The organism is Pseudomonas sp. NBB (assembly GCF_032701105.1).
Lineage (GTDB): Bacteria > Pseudomonadota > Gammaproteobacteria > Pseudomonadales > Pseudomonadaceae > Aquipseudomonas > Aquipseudomonas asiatica.
On the sequence record NZ_CP103994.1, the window covers coordinates 5,113,884 to 5,139,879 of the forward strand.

At 60.1% G+C, this 25,996-nt stretch carries 20 protein-coding genes, 2 tRNA genes and 3 rRNA genes; 5 read left to right on the forward strand and 20 right to left on the reverse strand.

What is annotated here, in order from left to right; translation table 11 throughout:
• Positions 1-286 precede the first annotated feature (286 nt).
• The 14 genes from rrf to mrcB form a co-directional block, all read right to left on the reverse strand.
• A 5S ribosomal RNA gene (gene rrf, locus NY023_RS23670) occupies positions 287-402 on the reverse strand.
• Positions 403-533: 131 nt separating this feature from the next.
• Positions 534-3,425: ribosomal RNA gene (locus NY023_RS23675) — 23S ribosomal RNA — on the reverse strand.
• A gap of 243 nt (positions 3,426-3,668) precedes the next feature.
• Positions 3,669-3,744 (reverse strand) — tRNA-Ala (locus tag NY023_RS23680).
• A 26-nt stretch (positions 3,745-3,770) separates the two neighbouring features.
• Positions 3,771-3,847, reverse strand: a tRNA-Ile gene (locus NY023_RS23685).
• 85 nt (positions 3,848-3,932) lie between these two features.
• Positions 3,933-5,469 (reverse strand): 16S ribosomal RNA (locus tag NY023_RS23690).
• Together the 16S, 23S and 5S rRNA genes with 2 tRNA genes alongside form the textbook arrangement of a ribosomal RNA operon.
• Positions 5,470-5,979: 510 nt before the next feature.
• A complete protein-coding gene (msrQ, locus tag NY023_RS23695; protein ID WP_013974253.1) occupies positions 5,980-6,591 on the reverse strand; it encodes a protein-methionine-sulfoxide reductase heme-binding subunit MsrQ in 612 nt (203 codons plus the stop codon).
• The gene (gene msrP / locus NY023_RS23700; RefSeq protein WP_015271833.1) at positions 6,591-7,604 is read right to left on the reverse strand and encodes a protein-methionine-sulfoxide reductase catalytic subunit MsrP; all 1,014 of its coding nucleotides are present in this window, start codon (positions 7,602-7,604) and stop codon (positions 6,591-6,593) included. The genes msrQ and msrP overlap by 1 nt, the downstream gene beginning before the upstream one ends.
• Positions 7,605-7,683: 79 nt before the next feature.
• Positions 7,684-8,535, reverse strand: a complete 852-nt coding sequence (gene pssA, locus NY023_RS23705) for a CDP-diacylglycerol--serine O-phosphatidyltransferase (RefSeq protein WP_009685387.1) — start codon at positions 8,533-8,535, stop codon at positions 7,684-7,686.
• Between the two features lie 150 nt (positions 8,536-8,685).
• Positions 8,686-9,702, reverse strand: a complete 1,017-nt coding sequence (gene ilvC / locus NY023_RS23710; protein WP_013974255.1) for a ketol-acid reductoisomerase — start codon at positions 9,700-9,702, stop codon at positions 8,686-8,688.
• Positions 9,703-9,757: 55 nt separating this feature from the next.
• The gene (ilvN, locus tag NY023_RS23715; RefSeq protein ID WP_003250040.1) at positions 9,758-10,249 is read right to left on the reverse strand and encodes an acetolactate synthase small subunit; all 492 of its coding nucleotides are present in this window, start codon (positions 10,247-10,249) and stop codon (positions 9,758-9,760) included.
• 1 nt (position 10,250) lies between these two features.
• Positions 10,251-11,975, reverse strand: a complete 1,725-nt coding sequence (locus NY023_RS23720; RefSeq protein ID WP_015271834.1) for an acetolactate synthase 3 large subunit — start codon at positions 11,973-11,975, stop codon at positions 10,251-10,253.
• 408 nt (positions 11,976-12,383) lie between these two features.
• Positions 12,384-12,716, reverse strand: coding sequence for a YqcC family protein (locus NY023_RS23725; protein WP_031324603.1), 333 nt, complete (start codon positions 12,714-12,716; stop codon positions 12,384-12,386).
• On the reverse strand, positions 12,716-13,534 hold the full coding sequence (locus NY023_RS23730) for a tetratricopeptide repeat protein (protein ID WP_039615235.1): 819 nt from the start codon (positions 13,532-13,534) through the stop codon (positions 12,716-12,718). Before NY023_RS23730 ends, NY023_RS23725 begins: the two co-directional genes overlap by 1 nt.
• A 15-nt stretch (positions 13,535-13,549) precedes the next feature.
• On the reverse strand, positions 13,550-15,871 hold the full coding sequence (gene mrcB / locus NY023_RS23735) for a penicillin-binding protein 1B (RefSeq protein WP_038410152.1): 2,322 nt from the start codon (positions 15,869-15,871) through the stop codon (positions 13,550-13,552).
• A gap of 116 nt (positions 15,872-15,987) precedes the next feature.
• Between mrcB and NY023_RS23740 the strand changes: the two genes are divergently transcribed.
• Both NY023_RS23740 and NY023_RS23745 read left to right on the forward strand, forming a co-directional pair.
• Positions 15,988-17,550 carry an AAA family ATPase gene (locus tag NY023_RS23740; RefSeq protein WP_023661649.1) on the forward strand — a complete coding sequence of 521 codons (1,563 nt, stop codon included), beginning with the start codon at positions 15,988-15,990 and terminating at the stop codon, positions 17,548-17,550.
• Between the two features lie 240 nt (positions 17,551-17,790).
• Positions 17,791-18,069, forward strand: a complete 279-nt coding sequence (locus NY023_RS23745) for a TfoX/Sxy family protein (protein ID WP_013974260.1) — start codon at positions 17,791-17,793, stop codon at positions 18,067-18,069.
• A 178-nt stretch (positions 18,070-18,247) separates the two neighbouring features.
• Here NY023_RS23745 and NY023_RS23750 read toward each other — a convergent pair whose 3' ends face one another.
• The 4 genes from NY023_RS23750 to NY023_RS23765 are packed head-to-tail and all read right to left on the reverse strand — an operon-like array spanning position 18,248 to position 21,868.
• Positions 18,248-19,129, reverse strand: a complete 882-nt coding sequence (locus NY023_RS23750; protein ID WP_024087753.1) for a ChaN family lipoprotein — start codon at positions 19,127-19,129, stop codon at positions 18,248-18,250.
• A gap of 53 nt (positions 19,130-19,182) precedes the next feature.
• Entirely contained in the window at positions 19,183-19,950 is a 768-nt protein-coding gene (locus tag NY023_RS23755; RefSeq protein ID WP_013974262.1) for a heme ABC transporter ATP-binding protein, read from the reverse strand.
• Positions 19,950-20,933 carry a FecCD family ABC transporter permease gene (locus tag NY023_RS23760; protein ID WP_162097118.1) on the reverse strand — a complete coding sequence of 328 codons (984 nt, stop codon included), beginning with the start codon at positions 20,931-20,933 and terminating at the stop codon, positions 19,950-19,952. The genes NY023_RS23755 and NY023_RS23760 overlap by 1 nt, the downstream gene beginning before the upstream one ends.
• 50 nt (positions 20,934-20,983) lie before the next feature.
• Positions 20,984-21,868, reverse strand: coding sequence for a hemin ABC transporter substrate-binding protein (locus NY023_RS23765; protein ID WP_038410153.1), 885 nt, complete (start codon positions 21,866-21,868; stop codon positions 20,984-20,986).
• 148 nt (positions 21,869-22,016) lie between these two features.
• Between NY023_RS23765 and NY023_RS23770 the strand changes: the two genes are divergently transcribed.
• Positions 22,017-22,334 carry a Rieske (2Fe-2S) protein gene (locus NY023_RS23770; protein WP_013974265.1) on the forward strand — a complete coding sequence of 106 codons (318 nt, stop codon included), beginning with the start codon at positions 22,017-22,019 and terminating at the stop codon, positions 22,332-22,334.
• Here the strand turns inward: NY023_RS23770 and sfsA are convergent.
• Both sfsA and NY023_RS23780 read right to left on the reverse strand, forming a co-directional pair.
• Positions 22,324-23,037 carry a DNA/RNA nuclease SfsA gene (gene sfsA, locus NY023_RS23775; protein ID WP_013974266.1) on the reverse strand — a complete coding sequence of 238 codons (714 nt, stop codon included), beginning with the start codon at positions 23,035-23,037 and terminating at the stop codon, positions 22,324-22,326. The two genes, NY023_RS23770 and sfsA, sit on opposite strands and share 11 nt — an antisense overlap.
• Positions 23,037-24,209 (reverse strand): pyridoxal phosphate-dependent aminotransferase, encoded by a 1,173-nt coding sequence (locus NY023_RS23780; RefSeq protein ID WP_013974267.1) that lies wholly within the window; start codon positions 24,207-24,209, stop codon positions 23,037-23,039. Before NY023_RS23780 ends, sfsA begins: the two co-directional genes overlap by 1 nt.
• 210 nt (positions 24,210-24,419) lie before the next feature.
• Here NY023_RS23780 and dksA point away from each other — a divergent pair, with 210 nt between their 5' ends.
• Both dksA and gluQRS read left to right on the forward strand, forming a co-directional pair.
• On the forward strand, positions 24,420-24,863 hold the full coding sequence (dksA, locus tag NY023_RS23785; RefSeq protein ID WP_003259209.1) for an RNA polymerase-binding protein DksA: 444 nt from the start codon (positions 24,420-24,422) through the stop codon (positions 24,861-24,863).
• Positions 24,864-24,927: 64 nt separating this feature from the next.
• Positions 24,928-25,815, forward strand: a complete 888-nt coding sequence (gluQRS, locus tag NY023_RS23790; protein ID WP_024087757.1) for a tRNA glutamyl-Q(34) synthetase GluQRS — start codon at positions 24,928-24,930, stop codon at positions 25,813-25,815.
• Positions 25,816-25,996: the final 181 nt, after the last annotated feature.

The following is a 25,996-nucleotide window of genomic DNA, read 5'->3' on the forward strand; positions in this document are numbered from 1 at the left end:
GCGCTGGGGGCTGAGGGGAAACGATATCACGTAGGTACGATACGGAGAGTATGGCGCAGTGCCACTAGCCGATTGACAAGGCATCGGTGGAACCCTGTTAGCGGCCTTGCGCCGTCCCTGTGGGAGCGGCTTTAGCCGCGAAGCAAGCGACGCGGTGGATGGCACCGGCTTTGCCGGCATTCGCGGGTGAACCCGCTCCCACAGGGGCGGCGTATGCTTGGGATTTTTTGCACCACAAAGACAAAACCCCTACCTGCATGCGCAGATAGGGGTTTTGCGAAATGAATCTTGACGATGACCTACTCTCACATGGGGAAACCCCACACTACCATCGGCGATGCATCGTTTCACTACTGAGTTCGGGATGGGATCAGGTGGTTCCAATGCTCTATGGTCGTCAAGAAATTCTGTTGCCAGAATGTCCAGATGGACAGCCCAGCGAATCCAGATATGCGATATTTGTGATGTTGCGAACTTTCGGTTGTTTCGTCTTCACCACCGCAATCTGCGCTAGCAAATTGCTTGGGTGTTATATGGTCAAGCCTCACGGGCAATTAGTATTGGTTAGCTCAACGCCTCACAGCGCTTACACACCCAACCTATCAACGTCGTAGTCTTCGACGGCCCTTTAGGGGATTCAAGATCCCAGTGAGATCTCATCTTGAGGCAAGTTTCCCGCTTAGATGCTTTCAGCGGTTATCTCTTCCGAACATAGCTACCCGGCAATGCCACTGGCGTGACAACCGGAACACCAGAGGTTCGTCCACTCCGGTCCTCTCGTACTAGGAGCAGCCCCTCTCAAATCTCAAACGTCCACGGCAGATAGGGACCGAACTGTCTCACGACGTTCTAAACCCAGCTCGCGTACCACTTTAAATGGCGAACAGCCATACCCTTGGGACCGGCTTCAGCCCCAGGATGTGATGAGCCGACATCGAGGTGCCAAACACCGCCGTCGATATGAACTCTTGGGCGGTATCAGCCTGTTATCCCCGGAGTACCTTTTATCCGTTGAGCGATGGCCCTTCCATACAGAACCACCGGATCACTAAGACCTACTTTCGTACCTGCTCGACGTGTTTGTCTCGCAGTCAAGCGCGCTTTTGCCTTTATACTCTACGACCGATTTCCGACCGGTCTGAGCGCACCTTCGTACTCCTCCGTTACTCTTTGGGAGGAGACCGCCCCAGTCAAACTACCCACCATACACTGTCCTCGATCCGGATAACGGACCTGAGTTAGAACCTCAAAGTTGCCAGGGTGGTATTTCAAGGATGGCTCCATGAGAACTGGCGTCCCCACTTCAAAGCCTCCCACCTATCCTACACAAGCAAATTCAAAGTCCAGTGCAAAGCTATAGTAAAGGTTCACGGGGTCTTTCCGTCTAGCCGCGGATACACTGCATCTTCACAGCGATTTCAATTTCACTGAGTCTCGGGTGGAGACAGCGCCGCCATCGTTACGCCATTCGTGCAGGTCGGAACTTACCCGACAAGGAATTTCGCTACCTTAGGACCGTTATAGTTACGGCCGCCGTTTACCGGGGCTTCGATCAAGAGCTTCGCTTGCGCTAACCCCATCAATTAACCTTCCGGCACCGGGCAGGCGTCACACCCTATACGTCCACTTTCGTGTTTGCAGAGTGCTGTGTTTTTAATAAACAGTCGCAGCGGCCTGGTATCTTCGACCGGCATGGGCTTACGGAGCAAGTCCTTCACCCTCGCCGGCGCACCTTCTCCCGAAGTTACGGTGCCATTTTGCCTAGTTCCTTCACCCGAGTTCTCTCAAGCGCCTTGGTATTCTCTACCTAACCACCTGTGTCGGTTTGGGGTACGGTTCCCAGTTATCTGAAGCTTAGGAGCTTTTCTTGGAAGCATGGTATCAACCACTTCGTCGCCTGAAGGCAACTCGTCATCAGCTCTCGGCCTTGAAATCCCGGATTTGCCTAAGATTTCAGCCTACCACCTTAAACCTGGACAACCAACGCCAGGCTGGCCTAACCTTCTCCGTCCCTCCATCGCAATAACTGGAAGTACAGGAATATTAACCTGTTTTCCATCGACTACGCTTTTCAGCCTCGCCTTAGGGACCGACTAACCCTGCGTCGATTAACGTTGCGCAGGAAACCTTGGTCTTTCGGCGTGCGAGTTTTTCACTCGCATTGTCGTTACTCATGTCAGCATTCGCACTTCTGATACCTCCAGCAAGCTTCTCAACTCACCTTCACAGGCTTACAGAACGCTCCTCTACCGCGTCATCAAAGATGACACCCGTAGCTTCGGTGCATGGTTTGAGCCCCGTTACATCTTCCGCGCAGGCCGACTCGACTAGTGAGCTATTACGCTTTCTTTAAAGGGTGGCTGCTTCTAAGCCAACCTCCTAGCTGTCTAAGCCTTCCCACATCGTTTCCCACTTAACCATGACTTTGGGACCTTAGCTGACGGTCTGGGTTGTTTCCCTTTTCACGACGGACGTTAGCACCCGCCGTGTGTCTCCCATGCTCGGCACTTCCAGGTATTCGGAGTTTGCATCGGTTTGGTAAGTCGGGATGACCCCCTAGCCGAAACAGTGCTCTACCCCCTGGAGTGATACATGAGGCGCTACCTAAATAGCTTTCGAGGAGAACCAGCTATCTCCGAGCTTGATTAGCCTTTCACTCCGATCCACAGGTCATCCGCTAACTTTTCAACGGTAGTCGGTTCGGTCCTCCAGTCAGTGTTACCTAACCTTCAACCTGCCCATGGATAGATCGCCCGGTTTCGGGTCTATACCCAGCGACTAAACGCCCTATTAAGACTCGCTTTCGCTACGCCTCCCCTATTCGGTTAAGCTCGCCACTGAATATAAGTCGCTGACCCATTATACAAAAGGTACGCAGTCACCTAACAAAGTAGGCTCCCACTGCTTGTACGCATACGGTTTCAGGTTCTATTTCACTCCCCTCTCCGGGGTTCTTTTCGCCTTTCCCTCACGGTACTGGTTCACTATCGGTCAGTCAGTAGTATTTAGCCTTGGAGGATGGTCCCCCCATATTCAGACAAAGTTTCTCGTGCTCCGTCCTACTCGATTTCATTGACAAGAGATTTTCGTGTACGGGGCTATCACCCACTATGGCCGCACTTTCCAGAGCGTTCCACTAATCTCAAATCAACTTAAGGGCTGGTCCCCGTTCGCTCGCCACTACTAAGGGAATCTCGGTTGATTTCTTTTCCTCAGGGTACTTAGATGTTTCAGTTCCCCTGGTTCGCCTCTTGCACCTATGTATTCAGTACAAGATACTCAGCTTATGCTGAGTGGGTTCCCCCATTCAGAGATCTCTGGATCACAGTCTGTTTGCCGACTCCCCAAAGCTTATCGCAGGCTACCACGTCTTTCATCGCCTCTGACTGCCAAGGCATCCACCGTATGCGCTTCTTCACTTGACCATATAACCCCAAGCAATCTGGTTATACTGTGAAGACGACATTCGCCGAAAATTCGCATGTTGCTCTTTCGAGCAGAACTCACAAATTTTACCTTAGCCTGATTAACCAGCAGTGAAACTGGCCATCAGTCTATATCTATCACATATCCGAATTTTTAAAGAACGATCTGACAAAAGCCAGAAATCAACATTCGAGCTGAATGTTCATTTCTAAGTTCTGACAAGCTACTGCGTACGGCGAAAGTGGTGGAGCCAAGCGGGATCGAACCGCTGACCTCCTGCGTGCAAGGCAGGCGCTCTCCCAGCTGAGCTATGGCCCCGTGTATTCTACGGCTGAACCGTGTAATGGTAGGTCTGGGCAGATTTGAACTGCCGACCTCACCCTTATCAGGGGTGCGCTCTAACCAACTGAGCTACAGACCTATAACAGGGTCGCGTTACAGCATCGTCTTCTACAATGAATCAAGCAATTCGTGTGGGTGCTCATCAGCAGGCTGATGTCGTCGATTAAGGAGGTGATCCAGCCGCAGGTTCCCCTACGGCTACCTTGTTACGACTTCACCCCAGTCATGAATCACACCGTGGTAACCGTCCTCCCGAAGGTTAGACTAGCTACTTCTGGTGCAACCCACTCCCATGGTGTGACGGGCGGTGTGTACAAGGCCCGGGAACGTATTCACCGCGACATTCTGATTCGCGATTACTAGCGATTCCGACTTCACGCAGTCGAGTTGCAGACTGCGATCCGGACTACGATCGGTTTTGTGAGATTAGCTCCACCTCGCGGCTTGGCAACCCTCTGTACCGACCATTGTAGCACGTGTGTAGCCCAGGCCGTAAGGGCCATGATGACTTGACGTCATCCCCACCTTCCTCCGGTTTGTCACCGGCAGTCTCCTTAGAGTGCCCACCATAACGTGCTGGTAACTAAGGACAAGGGTTGCGCTCGTTACGGGACTTAACCCAACATCTCACGACACGAGCTGACGACAGCCATGCAGCACCTGTGTCAGAGTTCCCGAAGGCACCAATCCATCTCTGGAAAGTTCTCTGCATGTCAAGGCCTGGTAAGGTTCTTCGCGTTGCTTCGAATTAAACCACATGCTCCACCGCTTGTGCGGGCCCCCGTCAATTCATTTGAGTTTTAACCTTGCGGCCGTACTCCCCAGGCGGTCAACTTAATGCGTTAGCTGCGCCACTAAAATCTCAAGGATTCCAACGGCTAGTTGACATCGTTTACGGCGTGGACTACCAGGGTATCTAATCCTGTTTGCTCCCCACGCTTTCGCACCTCAGTGTCAGTATCAGTCCAGGTGGTCGCCTTCGCCACTGGTGTTCCTTCCTATATCTACGCATTTCACCGCTACACAGGAAATTCCACCACCCTCTACCGTACTCTAGCTCGCCAGTTTTGGATGCAGTTCCCAGGTTGAGCCCGGGGCTTTCACATCCAACTTAACGAACCACCTACGCGCGCTTTACGCCCAGTAATTCCGATTAACGCTTGCACCCTCTGTATTACCGCGGCTGCTGGCACAGAGTTAGCCGGTGCTTATTCTGTCGGTAACGTCAAAACAGCAAGGTATTAACTTACTGCCCTTCCTCCCAACTTAAAGTGCTTTACAATCCGAAGACCTTCTTCACACACGCGGCATGGCTGGATCAGGCTTTCGCCCATTGTCCAATATTCCCCACTGCTGCCTCCCGTAGGAGTCTGGACCGTGTCTCAGTTCCAGTGTGACTGATCATCCTCTCAGACCAGTTACGGATCGTCGCCTTGGTGAGCCATTACCTCACCAACTAGCTAATCCGACCTAGGCTCATCTGATAGCGCAAGGCCCGAAGGTCCCCTGCTTTCTCCCGTAGGACGTATGCGGTATTAGCGCTCCTTTCGAAACGTTGTCCCCCACTACCAGGCAGATTCCTAGGCATTACTCACCCGTCCGCCGCTGAATCAAGGAGCAAGCTCCCGTCATCCGCTCGACTTGCATGTGTTAGGCCTGCCGCCAGCGTTCAATCTGAGCCATGATCAAACTCTTCAGTTCAATACTGCTTGGGTTTTTAAGAAACCCTAAACTTGGCTCAGCAATCTCAAATGACTATGTGATTTCTCGCATGGCCACTTGTGATGCTGATAATCTTTGTGACTATCAGTCCGTACTCACAAGCACCCACACGAATTGCTTGATTCGATTTGTTAAAGAGCGTTTGGTTAAGAGCGTTTCGTCTCAACCGAGGCGCGCATTCTACGCCTCCCTCATTTGCTGTCAAGCGTTTATTTTGAAGTTTTTTGCGAGAAACTCGTTTAGCTTCAAACACTTGACTCGCTGCGATCTCTCGTAGCGGGAGGCGAATCATATAGCGTTTAGAAACGCTGTCAACCATCATCTCAACCGCTGCCGATCATTTGATAGTAGCCCTTTCAACTCTTTCCGAACAACCTAACTTGTTGAATTTCAATAAGTTTGTCGTTCCGATGTCGCTGGAAGTGGGGCGCATTATAAGGGGATTCGAGAGGGCGTCAACCTTTAATTTCAAGAAATTGAAGTAAACGCTCAAACCACCCTCCCCTGCCTCCGACCAACCCTGGGCAGCACCCGCGAAACCGCGGGAACCCGCAACACCATCAACACAGCCCCAATAACCGCATAGATAGCCCACTCCCGCAGATCCGAGCGCACGATCCACAAGAAATGCAGCAACCCCAACCCAAGTATCACGTACACCAACCGGTGCAGCTTCTTCCAACGCACACCCAGGCGCCGCTGGCTATACCGATTCGAGGTAACCGCCAGGGCCAGCAATCCAAGAAACCCAAGCGCACCCACAATTATGTATGGCCGCTTGCGCAACTCCACCGCCAACTGCCCCCAGTCCAGCCCAAGGATAAAGAACAGGTAAGCCAGGATGTGCAGCACGATATAGGCAAACACCCATAACCCCAGTTGCCGGCGCACCACGATCCAGCCCGACCATCCCGTCAGCTTCTGCAGCGGCGTCATGCCCAAGGTAACCAGCAGGAAGGTCAGCGCCCCGAGCCCAAGCCGGTCCATCATGATCTTTCCGGGATCAGGCCCTAGCAGATTCATCGCCGCCTCATACAACCACCAGACTGGGAACAGGCATCCCACGATGAAGATGGCCAGACGAAACCAGGGGTAACGCATCAGTAGTTCTTCCGCAGATCAAGCCCGGTATACAGCGACGCCACTTCATCGGCATAGCCATTGAACATCTGGGTTTCCCGCACATTGGGACTGAACAGCCCGCTGGGCAGCCGCCGTTCACGCGCCTGGCTCCAACGCGGGTGGTCGACCGTCGGGTTCACATTGGCATAGAACCCATATTCATCCGGCGCCAGCCCTTCCCAGGTGGTGCCCGGCTGCTCCGCCACCAGACTGATACGCACAATCGACTTGATGCTCTTGAAGCCATACTTCCACGGCACCACCAGCCGCAACGGTGCGCCATTCTGGTTGGGCAGCTCCCGGCCATACATCCCGACCGCCAGGATCGCTAAAGGATGCATTGCCTCATCCAGGCGCAAGCCTTCTCTATAAGGCCAGTCGATCAAGGCGAACCCCGAACGCTGCCCCGGCATGTGCTCCGGGTCTTTCAGGGTTTCGAAGCGCACATAACGTGCCTTGGATGTCGGCTCGACCTGCTTGAGCACCTGCGCCAACGGGAAGCCCAGCCACGGAATGACCATCGACCACGCCTCCACGCACCGCAGCCGGTAGATGCGCTCCTCGAGCTGGTACGGTTTGACGAAGTCCTCCAGCGCATAGCGGCCGGGCTTACCCACTTCGCCATCGACCACAACGCTCCACGGTTCGGTCTTCAGGCTGTCGCCATTGGCCGCCGGGTCACCCTTGTCGGGCCCGAACTCGTAGAAGTTGTTGTAGTGGGTGGCATCCTTGAACGGCGTGATTGCCTCACCCTTGACCGTTACTGCCTGCCATCGGGTAGCTGCGAGCTTTTCATTGAACCAGCCAGGCGCCCTGCCCGCCTCGACATCGGCGTAACGGCTGGCTTCAGCTGCGCGCGCCATGCTCGGCAAAGCGCCCAAGGCCAGGCCAGCCAACGAGCCACCCAGCAGGGTACGACGGGAGAGGTAGATGCCTTCGGGGGTGATCTCCGACGCTTTGCACTCGGAAGACCTAGGAAGCTTGATGAGCATGAGCGGCTCCACAGCACTGGATAACGGATGTACCAGTAAGACTATGGAGCCGGCGGGTTATTCCAGCATTAAATGATTGTCACGCTTTGCGACGGCGTGACTTCAGCAGGAACTGAATCGGGCCCGAAGCCGCATAGGCGAGGAAGATCAGCAGCAGGATACGCGGCGGGTCGCTGAACACCACGGCAAACACCAGCACCACGGCCAGGATAGCCACGAACGGCACACGCCCCTTCAGGTCCAGCTCCTTGAAGCTGTTGTACTTGATGTTGCTGACCATCAGCATGCCGGCAGCAGCCACCAGCAGCGCCACCAGGAACGACAGCTTGGAGCCCTGGATGCCGTAGTCGCTGAACGCCCACACGGTACCCGCGACCACACCCGCAGCAGCAGGACTGGCAAGGCCGATGAAGTAGCGCTTGTCGGCGGTGCCGACCTGGGTATTGAAGCGTGCCAGGCGCAGTGCTGCACCGGCCACATAGATGAAGGCAACCATCCAGCCAACCTTGCCCATGTCACCCAGCGCCCAGCCAAAGGCCAGCAAGGCCGGAGCGACACCAAAGGCAACCATGTCCGACAGTGAGTCGTACTCGGCACCAAAGGCGCTCTGTGTATTGGTCATGCGCGCGACACGGCCATCCAGGCCGTCGAGCACCATGGCCACGAAGATGGCGATCGCAGCGAAGGCAAAGTACTTGCTCGCCTCGCGCGGGTCACCGGCACTCAGGGCGCTCTGCGCGCTCATCGAGCTGATGATGGAATAGAAACCGGCAAACAGGTTGGCGGTGGTAAACAGGTTGGGCAGCAGGTAGATGCCACGATGGCGTACCTTGCGCCCTTCGGCGTCATGCCCTTCTTCAACGTGCTCATCGACAGGTAGCAGGCTTTCGGCGTCGGAGGGCTTGTTCGGCTCTTCGGGACGTTCGCTCATGGAGGGTACCTTGCAACAGGATGGAAAATGTTCGACACGGACCTGCAAAACAGGTTCTGACGGCAGGCCACTGGTCTGCTTTATACCAGAAGCTGACTGTCAGAACGAAAAAACGCGGCCGAAGCCGCGTTTTTCATCTTTCGATAAGACTTAGTTCTTGGTCTTGTCGACGATTTTGTTAGCCGAGATCCACGGCATCATCGAGCGCAGCTGCTCGCCGATGATCTCGATGCCGTGAGCGGCGTTGTTGCGGCGCTTGGCGGTCATCGATGGGTAGTTGGTAGCACCTTCGGAGATGAACATCTTCGCGTACTCGCCGTCCTGGATGCGCTTCAGGGCATTGCGCATGGCCTTGCGGGATTCTTCGTTGATGACTTCCGGGCCGGTTACGTACTCACCGTACTCGGCGTTGTTGGAGATCGAGTAGTTCATGTTGGCGATGCCGCCTTCGTACATGAGGTCAACGATCAGCTTCAGTTCGTGCAGGCACTCGAAGTAGGCCATTTCCGGCGCGTAGCCAGCTTCGACCAGGGTTTCGAAACCGGCCTTGACCAGCTCGACGGTACCGCCACACAGAACAGCCTGCTCACCGAACAGGTCGGTTTCGGTCTCGTCCTTGAAGGTGGTTTCGATGATGCCGGTACGGCCGCCGCCTACGCCCGAAGCGTACGACAGGGCAACATTCTTGGCGTTGCCGGAGGCGTCCTGGTAGATGGCGATCAGGTCAGGGATACCGCCGCCCTTGACGAACTCGGAACGAACGGTGTGGCCCGGGGCCTTCGGCGCGATCATGATCACGTCGAGGTCGGCACGTGGAACAACCTGGTTGTAGTGGATCGAGAAGCCATGGGAGAAGGCCAGGGTAGCGCCCTTCTTGATGTTCGGCTCGATTTCCTGCTTGTACAGTTGGCCCTGGAATTCGTCCGGGGTCAGGATCATGACCAGGTCGGCAGCAGCGACGGCAGAGGCAACGTCGGTCACTTTCAGGCCATGGGCTTCTGCCTTGGCAACGGTGGCCGAACCTTTACGCAGACCGATGGTGACATCTACACCGGAGTCCTTCAGGTTGCACGCCTGAGCGTGGCCCTGGGAACCGTAACCGATGATGGCGACTTTCTTACCCTGGATGATGGAAAGGTCGCAGTCTTTATCGTAGAAAACTTTCATGAAAATACCCCTGGTTATATCTCGGCCCCTGCGGAGCCATCGCTAATTTTTGAATTTAGATGCTGAGCACTTTGTCGCCACGGGCAATGCCGGTAACGCCGCTGCGCACGGTTTCGAGAATCGATGCAGTGCCGATCGCCTGGATGAAGCTGTCCAGTTTGTCGCTGGTGCCGCTCAGCTGCACGGTGTACACGCTGGCAGTCACATCGACGATCTGGCCACGGAAGATATCCGTGGTGCGCTTGATCTCGGCGCGCTGGGCACCGGTGGCCTTGACCTTGACCAGCATCAGTTCACGCTCGATGTGAGCGCTTTCCGACAGGTCGACGAGCTTGACCACTTCGACCAGCTTGTTCAGGTTCTTGGTGATCTGTTCGATCACTTCGTCATGGCCAACGGTGGTCAGCGTCAGACGCGACAGGGTCGGGTCTTCGGTCGGCGCCACGGTCAGGCTTTCAATGTTGTAGTTACGCTGGGAGAACAGGCCAACCACGCGGGACAACGCACCTGGTTCGTTTTCCAGCAGCAGGGAGATGATGTGCCGCATATCAGGTACGCTCCGTCTTGCTCAGCCACATGTCACGCATCGAGCCATCCTTGATCTGCATCGGATAGACGTGCTCACTGCGGTCAACCGCGATGTCGATGAACACCAGGCGGTCCTTCATCGCAAACGCTTCTTCCAGCTTCGGCTTGAGGTCCTTCAGGCTGGTGATGCGGATACCCACATGGCCATAGGCCTCGGCCAGCTTGATGAAGTCAGGCAGCGACTCGACGTACGAGTGCGAGTGACGACCGTTGTAGGCCATGTCCTGCCACTGACGGACCATGCCCAACACACCGTTGTTCAGGTTGACGATCTTCACCGGCAGGCCGTACTGCATGCAGGTGGACAGCTCCTGGATGTTCATCTGGATGCTGCCTTCGCCGGTCACGCAGGCCACGTCCTGGTCCGGGAAGTTGAGCTTGACGCCCATCGCCGCCGGGAAGCCGAAGCCCATGGTGCCCAGGCCACCGGAGTTGATCCAGCGGTTCGGCTTGTTGAAGCGGTAGTACTGCGCCGCGAACATTTGGTGCTGACCCACGTCGGAGGTGACGAAGGCATCGCCATTGGTCACTTCGCACAGGGTCTCGATGACTTTCTGCGGCTTGATGACATTGCCGTCGCCCTTGTCGTAAGGGAACAGCTCGCCATTGCCACGCCATTCGTCGATCTGCTTCCACCAGGCATCCAGCGCCGCCTTGTCAGGCTGCTCGCCGATTTCCTTGAGGATGCCGAGCATTTCGCTGAGCACGCTGTCGACCGGGCCGACGATCGGCACGTCAGCCTTGATCATCTTGGAGATCGACGCCGGGTCGATGTCGATATGGATGATCTTGGCGTTCGGGCAGAACTTGGCCGGGCCGTTGACCACGCGGTCGTCAAAACGGGCACCGACGGCGAAGATGACGTCGGCATGGTGCATGGCCATGTTGGCAGTAAAGCTGCCGTGCATGCCGAGCATGCCGAGGAACTGGCGGTCGGTACCCGGGAAGCCACCCAGACCCATCAGGGTATTGGTGACCGGCAGGTTGAGCGACTTGGCGATTTCGGTCAGGGCTTCGGAGCCACCACCGAGGATCACGCCGCCACCGGAGTAGACGATCGGGCGCTTGGCCGCCAGCAGCATCTCTGCAGCCTTGCGGATCTGGCCGGAGTGGCCGCGTACCGCTGGGCTATAGGAGCGCAGCTTGACCTTTTTCGGGTAGACGTATTCGAACTTCTCGGCCGGGTTGGTCATATCTTTTGGAATGTCGACCACGACCGGACCTGGGCGACCGGATTGCGCCAGGTAGAATGCTTTTTTCAGAACTTCGGGGATTTCGCTGGCATGTTTGATCATGAAGCTGTGCTTCACGATCGGCCGCGAAATACCGATCATGTCGGTTTCCTGGAAGGCATCGGTACCCACCATGGTGCTAGGCACCTGGCCGGACAGGATGACCATCGGAATCGAATCCATGTAGGCGGTGGCAATACCGGTAATGGCATTGGTCGCGCCCGGGCCGGAGGTTACCAGCACCACGCCGGCCTTGCCGGTGGCGCGGGCGTAGCCGTCCGCCATATGGGTAGCTGCCTGCTCATGACGAACCAGGATGTGCTCGACTTCCGGTTCCTTGAACAGCGCGTCGTAAACATGCAGGAGAGCACCACCAGGGTACCCGTAGATGTGCTTAACGCCTTCGTCACGCAAGAAGCGGACGACCATCTCAGCGCCAGATAAAAGCTCCACGTTGTTCACCTCTAAAACGCCAGAATACCGCCCTCACTGGACGGGTCTTAATAGGTTTACTGCCAAGCAGAGCATGAGCGAACGTCAGCACTGACTGAGCAAGTATTGGGAGCGCCCCAGAGTGTTGCGGGGTTTTCCCACCCAGCGCGAGGTAACGCGTTGCGGGGTGTAACAGGTCGGCGCGGGTGTGCGCCTCATGATCTGCTTAGCGGGTCTGCTTCTGGCAGTCCCTCTACAGCGGAGATTGGATTCTTCTGATTCGGCGCCAACAAGTCAAGAAAAATTATTGCCAATTTTTCCCCAAGATGAATTCTTGCCACCACTAAAAATCGCTTCAGCAGCAGAATAAATAAGATTTCCACAAAAAAGGGCCACAATCTGCGGCCCTTGAAGGAAAAACTGAAGAAATCAGGCGGAAGGAGCAATCAATTGGTCAAATGCTGCCAACAGGCGGCGTAGCTCACGACTTTGCTCTGGCCGGTCGGTAAATACCGTTTCAGCCATTACCAGGATGCCGGACGCATTGGGCAGCGGGTGGCCCAACTCGATGATGATCTTCATGCGCGGCAGGAAGATCCATTGGAGCCACTGCTCGAAACTGAGGGTATCGACTGCGAAAGGCACCGTACTGGCCAGTGCCTCATCGCTTGGCGGCTCGTCATCCCACCAGCCTTGCACCTGCAGCTCACGTTCGATCAGCAGCAGGTGGTCGGCAACATCCAGAATGCGCTGCTCGATCATCACGAATTGACCCGTGCCTTTTGCCGGGCCAGTGCGGCACCAGCGCTGTCACCCTGCTTCTCGCGGGCCTGGGCGATGGTGTTCCACAGCTCGGCCTGCAGGCTCGGGCGGCCATTGGCGTAAGTCAGGGCACGACGCGCCAACTGCTCGGCCTGCGGTGCATCACCTTGCGACAGGCGTACTTGGGCCAGACGGTACAGTACCTGCGGCTCGCGCGGGGCAATGCGCTGAGCACGCTCCAGGCTCGATGCGGCACCGTTGAAGTCACCGCTGCCCTGCTGGGTCTTCGCGGTGGTCAGCAGCGCCAGCACCGGGCCGTCCAGCTGCTCGTCGGCCGACAGGCCACCGGTAGCAGCACCGCTACGCGGAATACCGGTTGGCGCGCTGGTGCTTTGCGGGGCGCTGTTCATCGCCGCGATGTCGAAGGGTTCGTCGGCGATCGGGTTCGGATTGGTGGTCATTGGTGCCGAAGTGACCGGCCCAGTGGTAATTGGGCCTGGGGTGATCGGCCCCGGGGTAATCGGCGAGGTGCTGATTGGCGCCGCGCCATTGGCCGCCGGGAACGTCTGGATGCCCGAAGCGCCAGCGCCCTGCGGGATCATCACGGTCACGCCGGAGTCTTCAGGCAGCGTTTGAGCCTGCGCGGTACCCGCGTTATAGCCACCCGCAGAGCGATTGGCCGTCACGCGTTCGCTGTTGGACACCCGGGTGCTCGAGTCGACCACCGGAATATTGCCGCGCGGGACGCTGGCGCACCCCTGGAGCACAGCCAGCGCCGTCACGGCAGGAAACAGCCACTTGTTCACGTCACACCTCATCAATGCAGCCTGTGCTTAATTCATCCAGCCCTTGACCCAGTCCATGACCGATTCAACTGGATCCTGCTCGCCGCCGCAGGTCGCGCCGGCGGGCGGTTCACTCCCGCGAATATACGGCATCTGCACCGCTCCCGGACAGCTGCCATCAGACCCATGGCCACTGTACGGGTCAATCCAGGCCTGCACCACGTTGTCCGGTTGCGGCATGTCCAGCGGCAGCGGGTCGGCCTTCTTCATGAAGCTGGTCCACACCTGCAGGGCGCCGGTAGCACCAGTAAATGGCGTCTTGCCGTTGTCGTCACGCCCCATCCATACCACGGCCAGCAGGTCCTGGCTGAACCCGGAGAACCAGCTGTCGCGCGAATCGTTACTGGTGCCGGTCTTGCCCGCCAGGGTGAGATTGCGCGGCAAAGTGTTGTACACCGAGCGGCCGGTGCCTTCGCGCATCACCCGCTGCATGGCGTTCTGCACCAGGTAGATAGCCCCCGGGTCGAAGGTTTGCTGGATCTGGAACGGGTAGCGTTTTAGCGGCTCGCCCTCGGCGGTGAGCACGCTGCGGATACCGCGCATCGGGGTATTGAAGCCGCCGTTGGCGATGGTCTGGTACATCGTCGCGACCTGCATTGGCGACATGCCGCCGGCACCCAGCAGCATGGCCGGGAAGGCTGGCCAGTCAACGTTCACTCCCAGCCGGCCAATGGTCTTGATCACGTTGGGCACACCCACTTCCAGGCCGATCTTGGCAGTCGACAGGTTGTAGGAGTTGGCCAGCCCCTGGTACAGGTAGATGGTGCCATGCGGGCGACGATCGTAGTTCTGCGGGCGCCAGACCTGGCCGTCGGCACCTTTGACCGAGAACGGCTCGTCCTGCACCCAACTGGTCAAGGTGTACTTGGTCGGTTGTTCCAGCGCGGTCAGGTACACCGCCGGCTTGACCAGCGAACCGATCGGCCGCACGGCATCAATGGCGCGGTTGAAGCCGGCGAAGCCGGCCTGGCGGCTGCCGATAAGCGCCTGCACCTCACCGGTTTCCGGATTGGTCACGACCATCGCCGACTCAACCTCGTCCGCCCCCTTGCGCCCCGCGAGGCGCTTGAAGGTCTCGCTCATCGAGGTTTCGGCCTTCATCTGCAGGATCGGGTCGAAGCTGGTGAAGATGCGCAGGCCTTCTTCGGTCAAGTCTTCATCGCGGTAGTCCTGGCGCAGCTGACGCTTGACCAGGTCGAGGAAGGCCGGGAACGAGCTGTCTGCCAGGCTGCCGCGCTTGGTCACGCCCAGCGGCATCTTCTTCGCTGCATCGACTTCTGCCTGGCTGGCCACGCCCTGCTCGGCCACCAGGTCGAGCACCAGGTTGCGGCGGGCCAGGGCGCGGTCCGGATAGCGACGCGGGTTGTAGTAGGACGGCCCCTTGACCATGCCCACCAGCAAAGCGATCTGGTGCAACTTCAGCTCCGACAGCGGTTGGCTGAAGAAGAACTGGCTGGCGAGGCCGAAGCCGTGCACCGCACGCTGACCATCCTGGCCGACGAACACCTCGTTGAGGTAGGCCTCGAGGATCTCGCGCTTGTCGTAGTGCAGCTCCAGCAATACGGCCATCATCGCCTCGGTCAGCTTGCGGCTGAGGCTGCGCTCGCTGGTGAGGTAGAAGTTCTTCACCAACTGCTGGGTCAGGGTGCTGCCACCCTGGCGCATGGAACCTGCCGAGGTATTGACCCACATGGCTCGGGCGATGGACTTGGGCGACACCCCGAAGTGGCTGTAGAAATCGCGGTCTTCCGTCGCCACCAGGGTTTCGAGCAGGTACGGCGGTACCTGGTCGATCTTGATCAGGATGCGGTCTTCGAGGTTTTTCGGGTAGATGCCGCCGATCATCAGCGGCTCCAGGCGCACTACGTCGAGCGTCTTGCCGTTGGCGCCGGAAAGGCCTGCCACGTAATCGCCGGAGAAGCGCACACGCACGAACTGCGCCGGCTCCATGCCCTCGTAGAACTGGAAGCCACGGGTATTGAGCTCGACGGTGTTGCCGTTGACTGCCGCCGCTCCCGGCCCGTTGGCCGCGCTTTCACGCCGGTAGCCGAGCGCGTCCAGCTCGGTGAGGAAGTCGTTCTTGCTCAGTTTCTGGCCGGTGAACAGCTCCAGCGGCCGGGCATACACCTTGGCCGGGATGGTCCAGCGCTTGCCGGAAAACTTTTCCTGGACAACGGCATCGAGGTAAACCGCGAAGCCGGCGACTAACACCAGGCCGACCAGGCTGAGCTTCAAAGCCCAGCCCAGCCAGGCGCGGGAGCGGCCGGTCGGGCGTTTCTGAGGGGTACGGGGATTTCGAGTTCGGGTCATGGCGGCGGATTATACGCACTTTATAAAGGCTGGGCAGACGCCCCCGGCGGTAGGCAGGGACGGCACCATTGACCATAATGGCGCATTCGAATTCCCTGCCCCCGGAAGGATTTCCCGTGAGCCAAGCCCTTATCACTGCGTTGCAGAACCCAGCCCTGTACCCTCACCCCGTGGATGGGTTCCAGCTCATCGAGACGCATATCTCCTGGGTCCTGCTCACCGGCGAGTATGCCTACAAGATCAAGAAGCCGATGAACTTCGGCTTCCTCGACTTCACCGGCCTGGACCAGCGCCGGCATTTCTGTAACGAAGAATTGCGCCTGAACCAGCGCCTGACCGATGGCCTGTACCTTGAAGTGTTGCCGATCACCGGTAGCGTCGACGCGCCGCAGATCGGCGGTGAAGGCGAAGCCATCGAGTACGTGCTGAAGATGCGCCAGTTCCCGCAGGGGCAGATGCTCAACACCCTGCAGGCCAATGGCGAACTGAACGCCGCGCACATCGACCAGATGGCCCGGCAGATCGCCGAGTTCCACCTGCAGGCCCCACGCGTGCCGGTGGAGCACCCACTGGGCACGCCGGACAGCGTGATGGCACCTGTGGAGCAGAACTTCGAGCAGATTCGCCCGTTCCTCAGCGACAAGGCCGACCTGCAGCAACTCGACGCCCTGCAGGCCTGGGCACGCAGCAGCTTCGAGCGCCTGCATGGCCTGCTGGAAAAGCGCAAGGCCAATGGTTTCATCCGTGAATGCCACGGTGACATCCACCTGGGCAACGCCACCCTGATCGACGGCAAGGTGGTGATCTTCGACTGCATCGAGTTCAACGAACCGTTCCGCCTGACCGATGTGTACGCCGATACCGGCTTCCTGGCCATGGACCTGGAAGACCGCGGCCTGAAATGCCTGGCCCGCCGCTTCATCAGCCAGTACCTGGAACTGACCGGCGACTACGAAGGCCTGGAACTGCTCAACTTCTACAAAGCCTACCGCGCGCTGGTACGGGCCAAGGTTGCACTGTTCAGCATGCCAGCCGATGCCGATGGCGTGCAGCGCGCCACCACTCTTCGCACCTACCGCAACTATGCCAACCTGGCAGAAAGCTACAGCGCCATCCCGTCGCGCCTGCTGGCCATTACCCACGGTGTTTCGGCTGTGGGCAAAAGCCACGTGGCCATGCGCATGGTCGAAGCCCTTGGCGCCGTCCGCGTGCGTTCGGATGTGGAGCGCAAGCGCCTGTTCGGTGAACAGCAGCAGGCTGAGGCTGGCCAGCTGAGTACCGGCATCTATGATCAGGACGCCAGTGTCGCGACCTACCAGCGCCTGCACGAGGTGGCAGCGACCGTACTGCGGGCCGGCTTCCCGGTGGTGCTGGATGCCACCTACCTCAAACGTGATCAGCGCCAGGCCGCAGCGGACATCGCCAGCCAGACGGGCGTGCCGTTCCTGATCCTCGACTGCCATGCGCCGGATGCGGTCATCGCCAGCTGGCTGGAGCAGCGCCAGGCAGAAAATACCGACCCGTCGGATGCCACCCTGGAAGTGGTCAAAGCCCAGCAGGCCAGTCGTGAGCCACTGGATGCACAGGAACTGGTGCAGAGCACCCGCGTCGATACCCAGAGCGCCGGGAGCATGGACCAGGTGATCGAGCAGATTCGCCAGCGCTTGCCTGGGCTGTAAGGTCGGCGCTTTCCTGTGCCGGCCTATTCGCGGGTGAACCCGCTCCCACAGGTACTGCCTCAGTCGTGAGGCTTGCAGATAACCTTGTGGGAGCGGGTTTACCCGCGAATAGGCCGGCACAGGACATCTCGTCGCCCCCTATGGCAAAAGGCCGCGCATTTCCTATCCCCCGCTACACTCCTCTCTGACCTGCTCGCGATTTATCCCCCAATCCCCGTTCAGCCATCGCAAGGAGGCTCGATGAACGATGAATTGCAGCATCTGAAGAACCTTGGCAAGACCTCTGCGCAGTGGCTGCATGCAGCCGGCATCCACAGTGCATCGGATCTGCGCCGCCTGGGCGCGGTAGGTGCGTACCAGGCCGTGAAGACACGAGGGTTCCGCGCATCGAAGGTGCTGTTGTATGCCATTGAAGGCGCCCTGCTGGACATGCACTGGAACGATTTGCCGCTGGAGCGCAAAGAAGCGCTCAACCAACAACTGGATGCGAAAAGCCCTGCGCAAAAAAATCAGAAATAATCTCGGGAAAGGGATTGACGTCGAAATGAGAATAGTTATGATTATCACAACTGGTCGCGAGACTGGTTGGATAAGCTAAGAGCCCCTGGTTCGGACTCTCAGATTATCTCCTCATCAGGCTAATCACGGTTATTGACCCGGCAATTTGCCGGGTCTTTTTTTGCCTATTACAGCCCCGTCACCGCAGTTGCGCGCAATAGTCCTGCTCCGGCATCGCTGCCGTGTACCACACAAAATCAGCCTCGCCTGCCTCGACCTGCTCACCAACCTCAGCTAGCAGTAGCACCTTGCTCTCCCCCTGCGCTTGCAGGTCAGCCAAGTGCAACGGTACACCCAGGTCCTTGCGCACGTGATAGGCCCCGGCCAGCAGCAGTGCTGGCTGCGGCGCCGCCAGCAAGCGCTCGGCCATGCGCCGGTCGCGCTGCTGCTGCACGGCCAGCATCGCCGGCAACTGGCTTTCTGGCAGCATCCCGCAATGCCCGGCACGCACATGCTCCAGCAAGGCGGCCTTGACCGTCGGCGCATTGGAGCGTTCGCCCGGTAACGAAGCCGGCTGACGATAGGCCTGGCGCATCTCGCCGGGCGAGAGGTTGGCGGCCAGCACAGGCACCCGCTGCTGCAAAGCCTCGGTCACGATTGGCCCGTACAGCTGCCAATCCCAGCCGTCCTGCCAGGCCAAGGCCTTGGGCAGGTCTACCGGCAAAGGTTGCCCCGCGAGGTTGTCCAGCAGCGGTTGCTGCTCGGGCTGCAGCATTTCCAGCAGCAGGCTGCCCTGCACACGTTGGCCTTGTAGGGCGCGCAGCATCCACAGCTGCAGTGCGTGATGGTCGGGGTTGTCGTGTTTCTCGCCGACCAGTACCCGGGGAGCGGTAGACAGGCGCTGCACCAGTTGCTCAGGGCTGATCAGCTGACCATCAGCAAGATCGACGATATGCCCCAGCTCGGCATGGCTGCGCCCCTCACTGCTCTGCCAGGCGGGCAGGGGCGGCAGGCTGGCCTGGCAGCCACCCAGTTCCAGCACCAGGCACAGCGAGAAAGCGGACAGCAGCGGATGTCGCATGGACAGCACCTCCATTTATGGCCTGCACGAGCCCTTGTAGGACCGCGCCAGCGTTAGCGGGTGATGATCAGCGGATGCCCACGCTCCGGGTGCGCCTGTACCAGTACGTCGATCCCGTATACCGCCTTCAACGCCGCCGGCGTCAGCACTGCTTCGGGTGCGGCAAAGGCATGGCAGCGCCCCTGCTCCAGCAGCAGGATACGATCACAGTAGCGCGCCGCCAGGTTCAGGTCATGCAGGATCACCAGCACCGCGGCGCCACGGTCGGCAAAGCGGCGCACGGCTTCGAGGGTGGTGTGCTGGTGCAACGGGTCGAGCATCGAGGTTGGCTCGTCCAGCAGCAGCGTTGAACCCGCCTCGCCCGGCCACAGCTGCGCCAGCACCCGAGCCAGGTGCACTCTTTGCCGCTCGCCGCCAGACAACGCCAGGTAACTGCGCTCCACCAGGTGCCAGGCATCCGCTGCCCGCAAGGCCGCTTCGACGATTTCAGCATCGCGCCGCTGCCCGGTGCCATGGGGCATGCGCCCCATGCCCACCACTTCCTCGACCCGGAACGAGAACCCCAGGCTGGACACCTGCGGCAACACCGCCAGGCGCCTGGCTCGCTCCTGCCCTGCCCAGTCCGCCAGTGGCCTGCCCTGTAGCGTCACCCGCCCGTGATTGGGCGCCAGCTCACCACACAGTACTCCTAGCAGGCTGCTCTTGCCGGCACCGTTGGGGCCGAGCACACCCACCACCTGCCCCTGGCTCAGCTGCAGATGAATGTCATGCAGCACTTCGTTGCTGCCCCGCCGCAAGTACAGCCCCTCGGCTTGCAACATCAACTGCGCCCTCGTATCAGCAGGAACAGGAAGAACGGTGCGCCGATAAAGGCCGTGACGATGCCGATCGGCAGCTCGGCAGGCGCCAGCAGCAGCCGCGCCGCCAAATCGGCGAACAGCATCAGCGCACCGCCAGCCAACAAGGAAGCTGGCAGCACCACACGGTGATCAGGCCCGGCCAGCAGGCGCACCAGGTGCGGCACCACCAGGCCGATGAAACCGATCAGCCCTGCTGCCGCCACCGCCGCACCCACGCCCAGCGCCGTGCAGAACACCAGCTCGCGCTTGAGCCGCTCCACGTCAATGCCCAGGTGACGCGCCTCCGATTCACCAAGCAGCATGGCATTCAACGCCTTGGCCCGACGTGGCAGCCACACTGCCACGCCCGCAGCCACCAGCAGCAAAGGCCACAGCCGCTGGTAACTGGCACCATTGAGGCTGCCCAAGTTCCAGAAGGTCAGCGTGCGCAGCGTGGCGTCGTCGGCCAGGTAGGAGAACAACCCCACGGCAGCACCGCCCAGCGCGGTCATGGCCACACCGGCCAGCAGCATCGTGGCGACGTTGGTCTGGCCGTCGCGTCGCCCCAGACGATAAACCAGCGCAGTCACGCCCAGCCCGCCGATGAAAGCGCACAGCGACAACAGGTAGGGGGCAAGCACATCCGGCATGCCGCCCAGCCAACTGCCGCCAACGATGGCCACCGCCGCGCCCACCGCTGCTCCGGCGGCAACCCCTACCAGCCCGGGGTCGGCCAGAGGGTTACGGAACAGCCCCTGCATGGCCACACCAGACAGCGCCAGCACCGCGCCCACCGCCAATCCCAGCAAGGTGCGCGGCAGGCGGATCTGGCCGAGGATCATCTCGGCCTGCTGCAGGCCGTCAGCGGCAATGGGTAACCCCAGCAAGCGCAAGCCGGCACGCAGGGTATCGAACAACGGCAGGCTGACCGGCCCCAAGGCCAAAGACAACCACACCGCCAACAGGCACAACAGGCCCAGGCAAACGAACAGTGTGCGTGGCTGGACCCGTTGTTTCATTGGTAGAGGCTGATCTTGGCGGCCGGATAGAAGGTAGCCGCAAGCAACTGAAGTGTTGCCGGCAGGCGTGGCCCGAGCCCGCCGACCAATAGTGTCGGGTCAAGCGATACCAGGCGTTTCTCTCGCACGGCGCGCGAGGTCGCCAGCGCGGGGTTTTCTTTCAGCAACGCCTTCAAGGCTTGGTCATCGGCCAGCGCCCGGTCGGAAAACACGATCACATCCGGGTCCAGCGCAGCCAGTGCTTCGCTGGAGAAATTCTTGTAGCCCTGATGTTCTGCCAAGTTGCGCCCGCCTGCCTGGCTCAGCAGCCAGTCGCCAGCGGTACCCTGCCCGGCGATCAGCGGCTTGGCACCCGCATGCCCGACTAGCAGCAACACTCCTGGCGCCTTCTGCCCGGCCTGGGCCTGCCTGACCCTGGCCTGCAAGGCATCGAGCTGCTGGTGGTAACCCGACGCCAAGACCGCGGCCTGCTCTTCTGCGCCCAGCAATTGCCCCAGATGCTTGAGGTTTTCATCCACCGCCGCCACCTCGGCTTTGCTGGAGAACAGTTCGACCCGCACGCCAGCCTTGCGGATTTGCGCCAGTACCGGTGGCGGCCCCATTTCTTCGGTGCCCACCAGCACATCCGGGCGCAGGCTGAGAATGCCTTCCGCAGACAACTGCCGCTGGTAGCCGACGCTAGGCAGTGACTTCAGCGATTGCGGGTGCTGGCTGGTGGTGTCCACACCCACCAAGCGCGCTTCACCGCCAAGTGCGCTGATCCATTCGCTCAGTGCGCCACCAGCGCTGACCCAACGCTGCGGCAGCTCGGCCGCCAGGGCCTGGGTGGACAGCACAACGCTCGCGCACAGAGCGAGCAAGGCGACAGGACGGCGCATCATCGGGTTCCTTCTGCAGGCGAGCCGCGCGCCTTGTGGCGAGCGACGGAACTGCGCACCATAGGCAGCCGGGCGCAGCGAATATGGACAATTTGATAATTATTCGCATTGAAGCGTCAAGCCATCACTTGTTCCACGAGTCGTCTTTGCCATGCACTTCCTTTGTACCTCCCACGGCCTGGCCGAAGGCCAAAGCCGCGCCTTCAGCGTAGACGGCATCGAACTGTTCGGCGTACGCCGCCAGGGCCAGGTGTACCTCTACCGCAACCGTTGCCCGCACCGCGGCATCCCGCTGAACTGGGTAGAAGATGCGTTTCTCGATGACAGCGCCAGCCTGATTCACTGCGCCCATCATGGCGCGCTGTTTCTGATCGAAAGTGGAGAATGCGTGGCCGGGCCGTGCGAGGGCGAGCAACTGCAGGCCCTGAGCTGCCACGAGGACAGCCAGGGCATCTGGCTCAAGGGGTAAGCAGCACCGGCAGGCGGCGGTCGATGACAATGCCTTCGGAGTCCAGGCGTGCGCCGTAGGCCAGCACCTCCACTCCATCTGAAACTGCCGCGCGCAGGGCCTGAGCATAAGCCGCATCGATTTCCTCGGCCGGGCGCACCGCGTCGATACCGGTCAGGTTCACACAATACAGCTGCACAGCCCGCACGCCTTGCCTGGCCAACTTCGCCAGCTCTCGCAGGTGCTTGGCGCCGCGCTGGGTCACCGCATCAGGAAAGGCCGCGACCGTGCTGGCTGGGTAGCCCAGGGTCACGCTCTTGACTTCGACATAGGCCGGGGCACCGTCGAACTCCAGGCGAAAGTCGATGCGGCTGCCTTCCTCGCCGTAGGCTACCTCACGCCTTAGCGCACTGAAACCGGCCAGTTCGGCGATGATGCCGGCACGCAGGGCCTCTTCGACCAGCGCATTGGCCCGCCCGGTATTCACACAGGCCAGCCGCCCCTGCGGGGTTTCGCTGATTTCCCAAGTGCCCGGGAGCTTGCGCTTGGGGTCGTTGGAGCGGCTGAACCACACCTGCCCGCCTTCACGCATGCAGTTGAGCATGGAGCCGGTGTTGGGGCAGTGGATGGTGAGTTGTTCGCCGCCGGGCAGTTCGATATCCGCCAGAAAGCGTTTGTAGCGGCGCAGCAGGCGGCCCTGTTCGAGTGGGGGATGGAACTGCATCAGCCTTGCCAGCTCCGCAGGCCGCGAGCAATCCGCTGCACCGCCTCTTCCAGGCGCGGCAGGCTCTGGGTGTAGGCAAAGCGCACATGGTGGCCGGCCAGGTGACGGCCGAAGTCCAGGCCCGGGGTGAAGGCCAGGTGCTCGGTCTCCAGGAAGTGCCGGCAGAAGGCGAACGCATCACCGCCAAAGGCACTGATGTCGGCATACAAGTAGAACGCCCCCTGCGGCTCGACGGCAATGCGAAAGCCCAGTTCGCGCAGGGCGGGCAACAGGTAGTCGCGGCGGCGGGCGAACTCGGCGCGGCGCTCCTCGAAAATGGCCAGGGTTTCGGGCTGGAAACACGCCAGCGCGGCATGTTGGGCCATGCTTGGCGCACTAATGTACAGGTTCTGTGCCAGCTTCTCCAGGTCGGCCACCGCGCCAGGAGGCGCCACTAGCCAGCCGAGGCGCCAACCGGTCATGCCGAAATACTTGGAAAAACTATTCAGGACGAATGCCGAGTCGTCCACTTCCAGCACGCTGGGCGCGTCCATGCCATAGGTCAGCCCGTGATAGATCTCGTCCACCACCAGATGGCCGTGCCGTTCACGGGTGGCGCGGGACAGGTTGGCCAGGTCGTCACGCCCCAGCACGGTACCGGTCGGGTTGGCCGGCGAGGCGACCAGGGCTCCGACCGTGTCCTTGTCCCAGTAGCGGTCGACAAGGTCGGCAGTCAGCTGGTAATTCACATCCGGACCCACCGGCACAAGCTGCGCCCCGCCCTCGACCAGGCGCAGGAAGTGGCGGTTGCACGGGTAGCCTGGGTCGGCCAGCAGCCAATGTTTGCCTGGGTCGACCAGCAGACTGCTGGCCAGCAGCAGCGCACCGGAACCACCCGGGGTGATGAGGATGCGCTCAGGGTCGACGCTAAGGCCATAACGCTGGCCGTAGAAACCAGCAATGGCTTCGCGCAGTGCCGGCAGGCCGCGTGCGGCGGTGTAGCGGGTGTGCCCGGCGGCCAATGCTGCCTGGCCGGCGGCAACGATGGGCGCGGCCGTGGTGAAGTCCGGCTCGCCGATTTCCAGGTGGATCACGTCGTGTCCGGCCGCCTGCAGCTCGTTGGCCCGGGCCAGCAGCGCCATGACGTGGAAGGGTTCGATGGCGCGGCTGCGCGCACTGTAGGGGTGGGCCATGACCTTCTCTCAATTGGGTCTAAACTGGAGATTCTACCTCTGCACGCCACCGAACGTGCGGCTCAGGCCGCTGTCAATTACCAGGATCGGGCGGGGTAGCGCACCCCCGATCTATCTGGTAAGTTCGGCGGCTCGCAGTCGCAGGGCCGGCGGGTGCCGGAGATGGAGCAGCCTGCGCATTGGATCAGATGAGTGAGAGGCGGTCTATTCATGTCCACCGTAGAAAAGCAAAAAGCCCAGACCATGTACGGTGTCGAGCCCTACGTAGAATCCAAAGGTGAAGAGTACATGGGCGAGCCCATGAAGAAGCACTTCACCAAGCTTCTCGGCGCCTGGAAGCAAGAGCTGATGACCAGTGTGGACCGCACTGTGGACCACATGAAGGACGAGGCAGCCAACTTCCCAGACCCGGCCGACCGTGCCAGCCAGGAAGAAGAATTCGCCCTGGAGCTGCGCAACCGCGATCGCGAGCGCAAGCTGATCAAGAAAATCGACAAGACCCTCGACAAGATCAAGGCCGACGAGTACGGCTGGTGCGAATCGTGCGGCATCGAGATCGGCCTGCGTCGCCTGGAGGCCCGCCCTACCGCCGACCTGTGCTTCGACTGCAAGGAAATCGCCGAGAAAAAGGAAAAGACGGTCGGCAAAGGCTGATCTTTCTTTCCACCTGAACGGGGCGCATCATGCGCCCCGTTTCATTTATATGCCCAGCCTGACCATGACCCACTCAAGCTACATCGGACGTTTCGCCCCCACCCCCAGCGGCTTCCTGCACTTCGGCTCGCTGGTCGCCGCCCTCGCCTCCTGGCTCGATGCCCGCGCCGTGAACGGCCGCTGGCTGCTGCGCATGGAAGACACCGACCCGCCTCGGGAAATGCCCGGTGCTCGCGATGCGATCCTGCAGACCCTGGAGCGCTACGGCCTGGAGTGGGACGGCGAAGTGGTGTTCCAGAGCCAGCGGCACGATGCCTATGCCGCGGTGGTCGACCGCCTGTTCAACATGGGCCTGGCCTACGCCTGCACCTGCTCGCGCAAGCAGCTTGAGGGTTACAACGGTATCTACCCGGGCCTTTGCCGCAATGCCGGGCATGCTAGGGATGGCGCGGCGATCCGCCTGCGCGTGCCAGAGCTGATCTACCGCTTTACCGACCGCGTACAGGGCGAGTTCCAGCAGCACCTGGGGCGTGAAGTGGGCGATTTCGTCATCCAGCGCCGCGACGGGCTGTATGCCTACCAACTGGCGGTGGTACTGGACGATGCCTGGCAAGGTGTTACCGACATCGTGCGTGGCGCCGACCTGCTCGACAACACCCCGCGCCAGCTGTACCTGCAAGAGTTGCTGGGCTTCTCGCAGCCGCGTTACCTGCATATTCCGCTGATCGTGCAGCCGGACGGGCACAAGCTGGGCAAGTCGTACCGCTCGCCGCCGCTGCAGGCGGACCAGGCGACACCGCTGTTGCTGCGGGCGTTGCGGGCGCTGGGGCAGAAAGCCGACCCCGAGTTGCTGCTGGCAACGCCGGCGGAGGTATTGGCGGTAGCTCGCAAACAGTGGCGGCCCGAGGCGATTGCACAGCGGACCACGGTGCCAGAGGCTGATTTGCGCTGAGGCAGGCCCGGCCCTTTCGCGGGTAAACCCGCTCCCACAGGGCCCTCACCACACCTGAGGAAAGCGCATTACCTGTGGGAGCGGGTTCACCCGCGAAGAGGCCGGCACAAGCAACCCATCCCTCAAAAACAAAAGCCCAATAAATTCAACCTCTTGGCGAACACCATGGATTCCCGCTAGC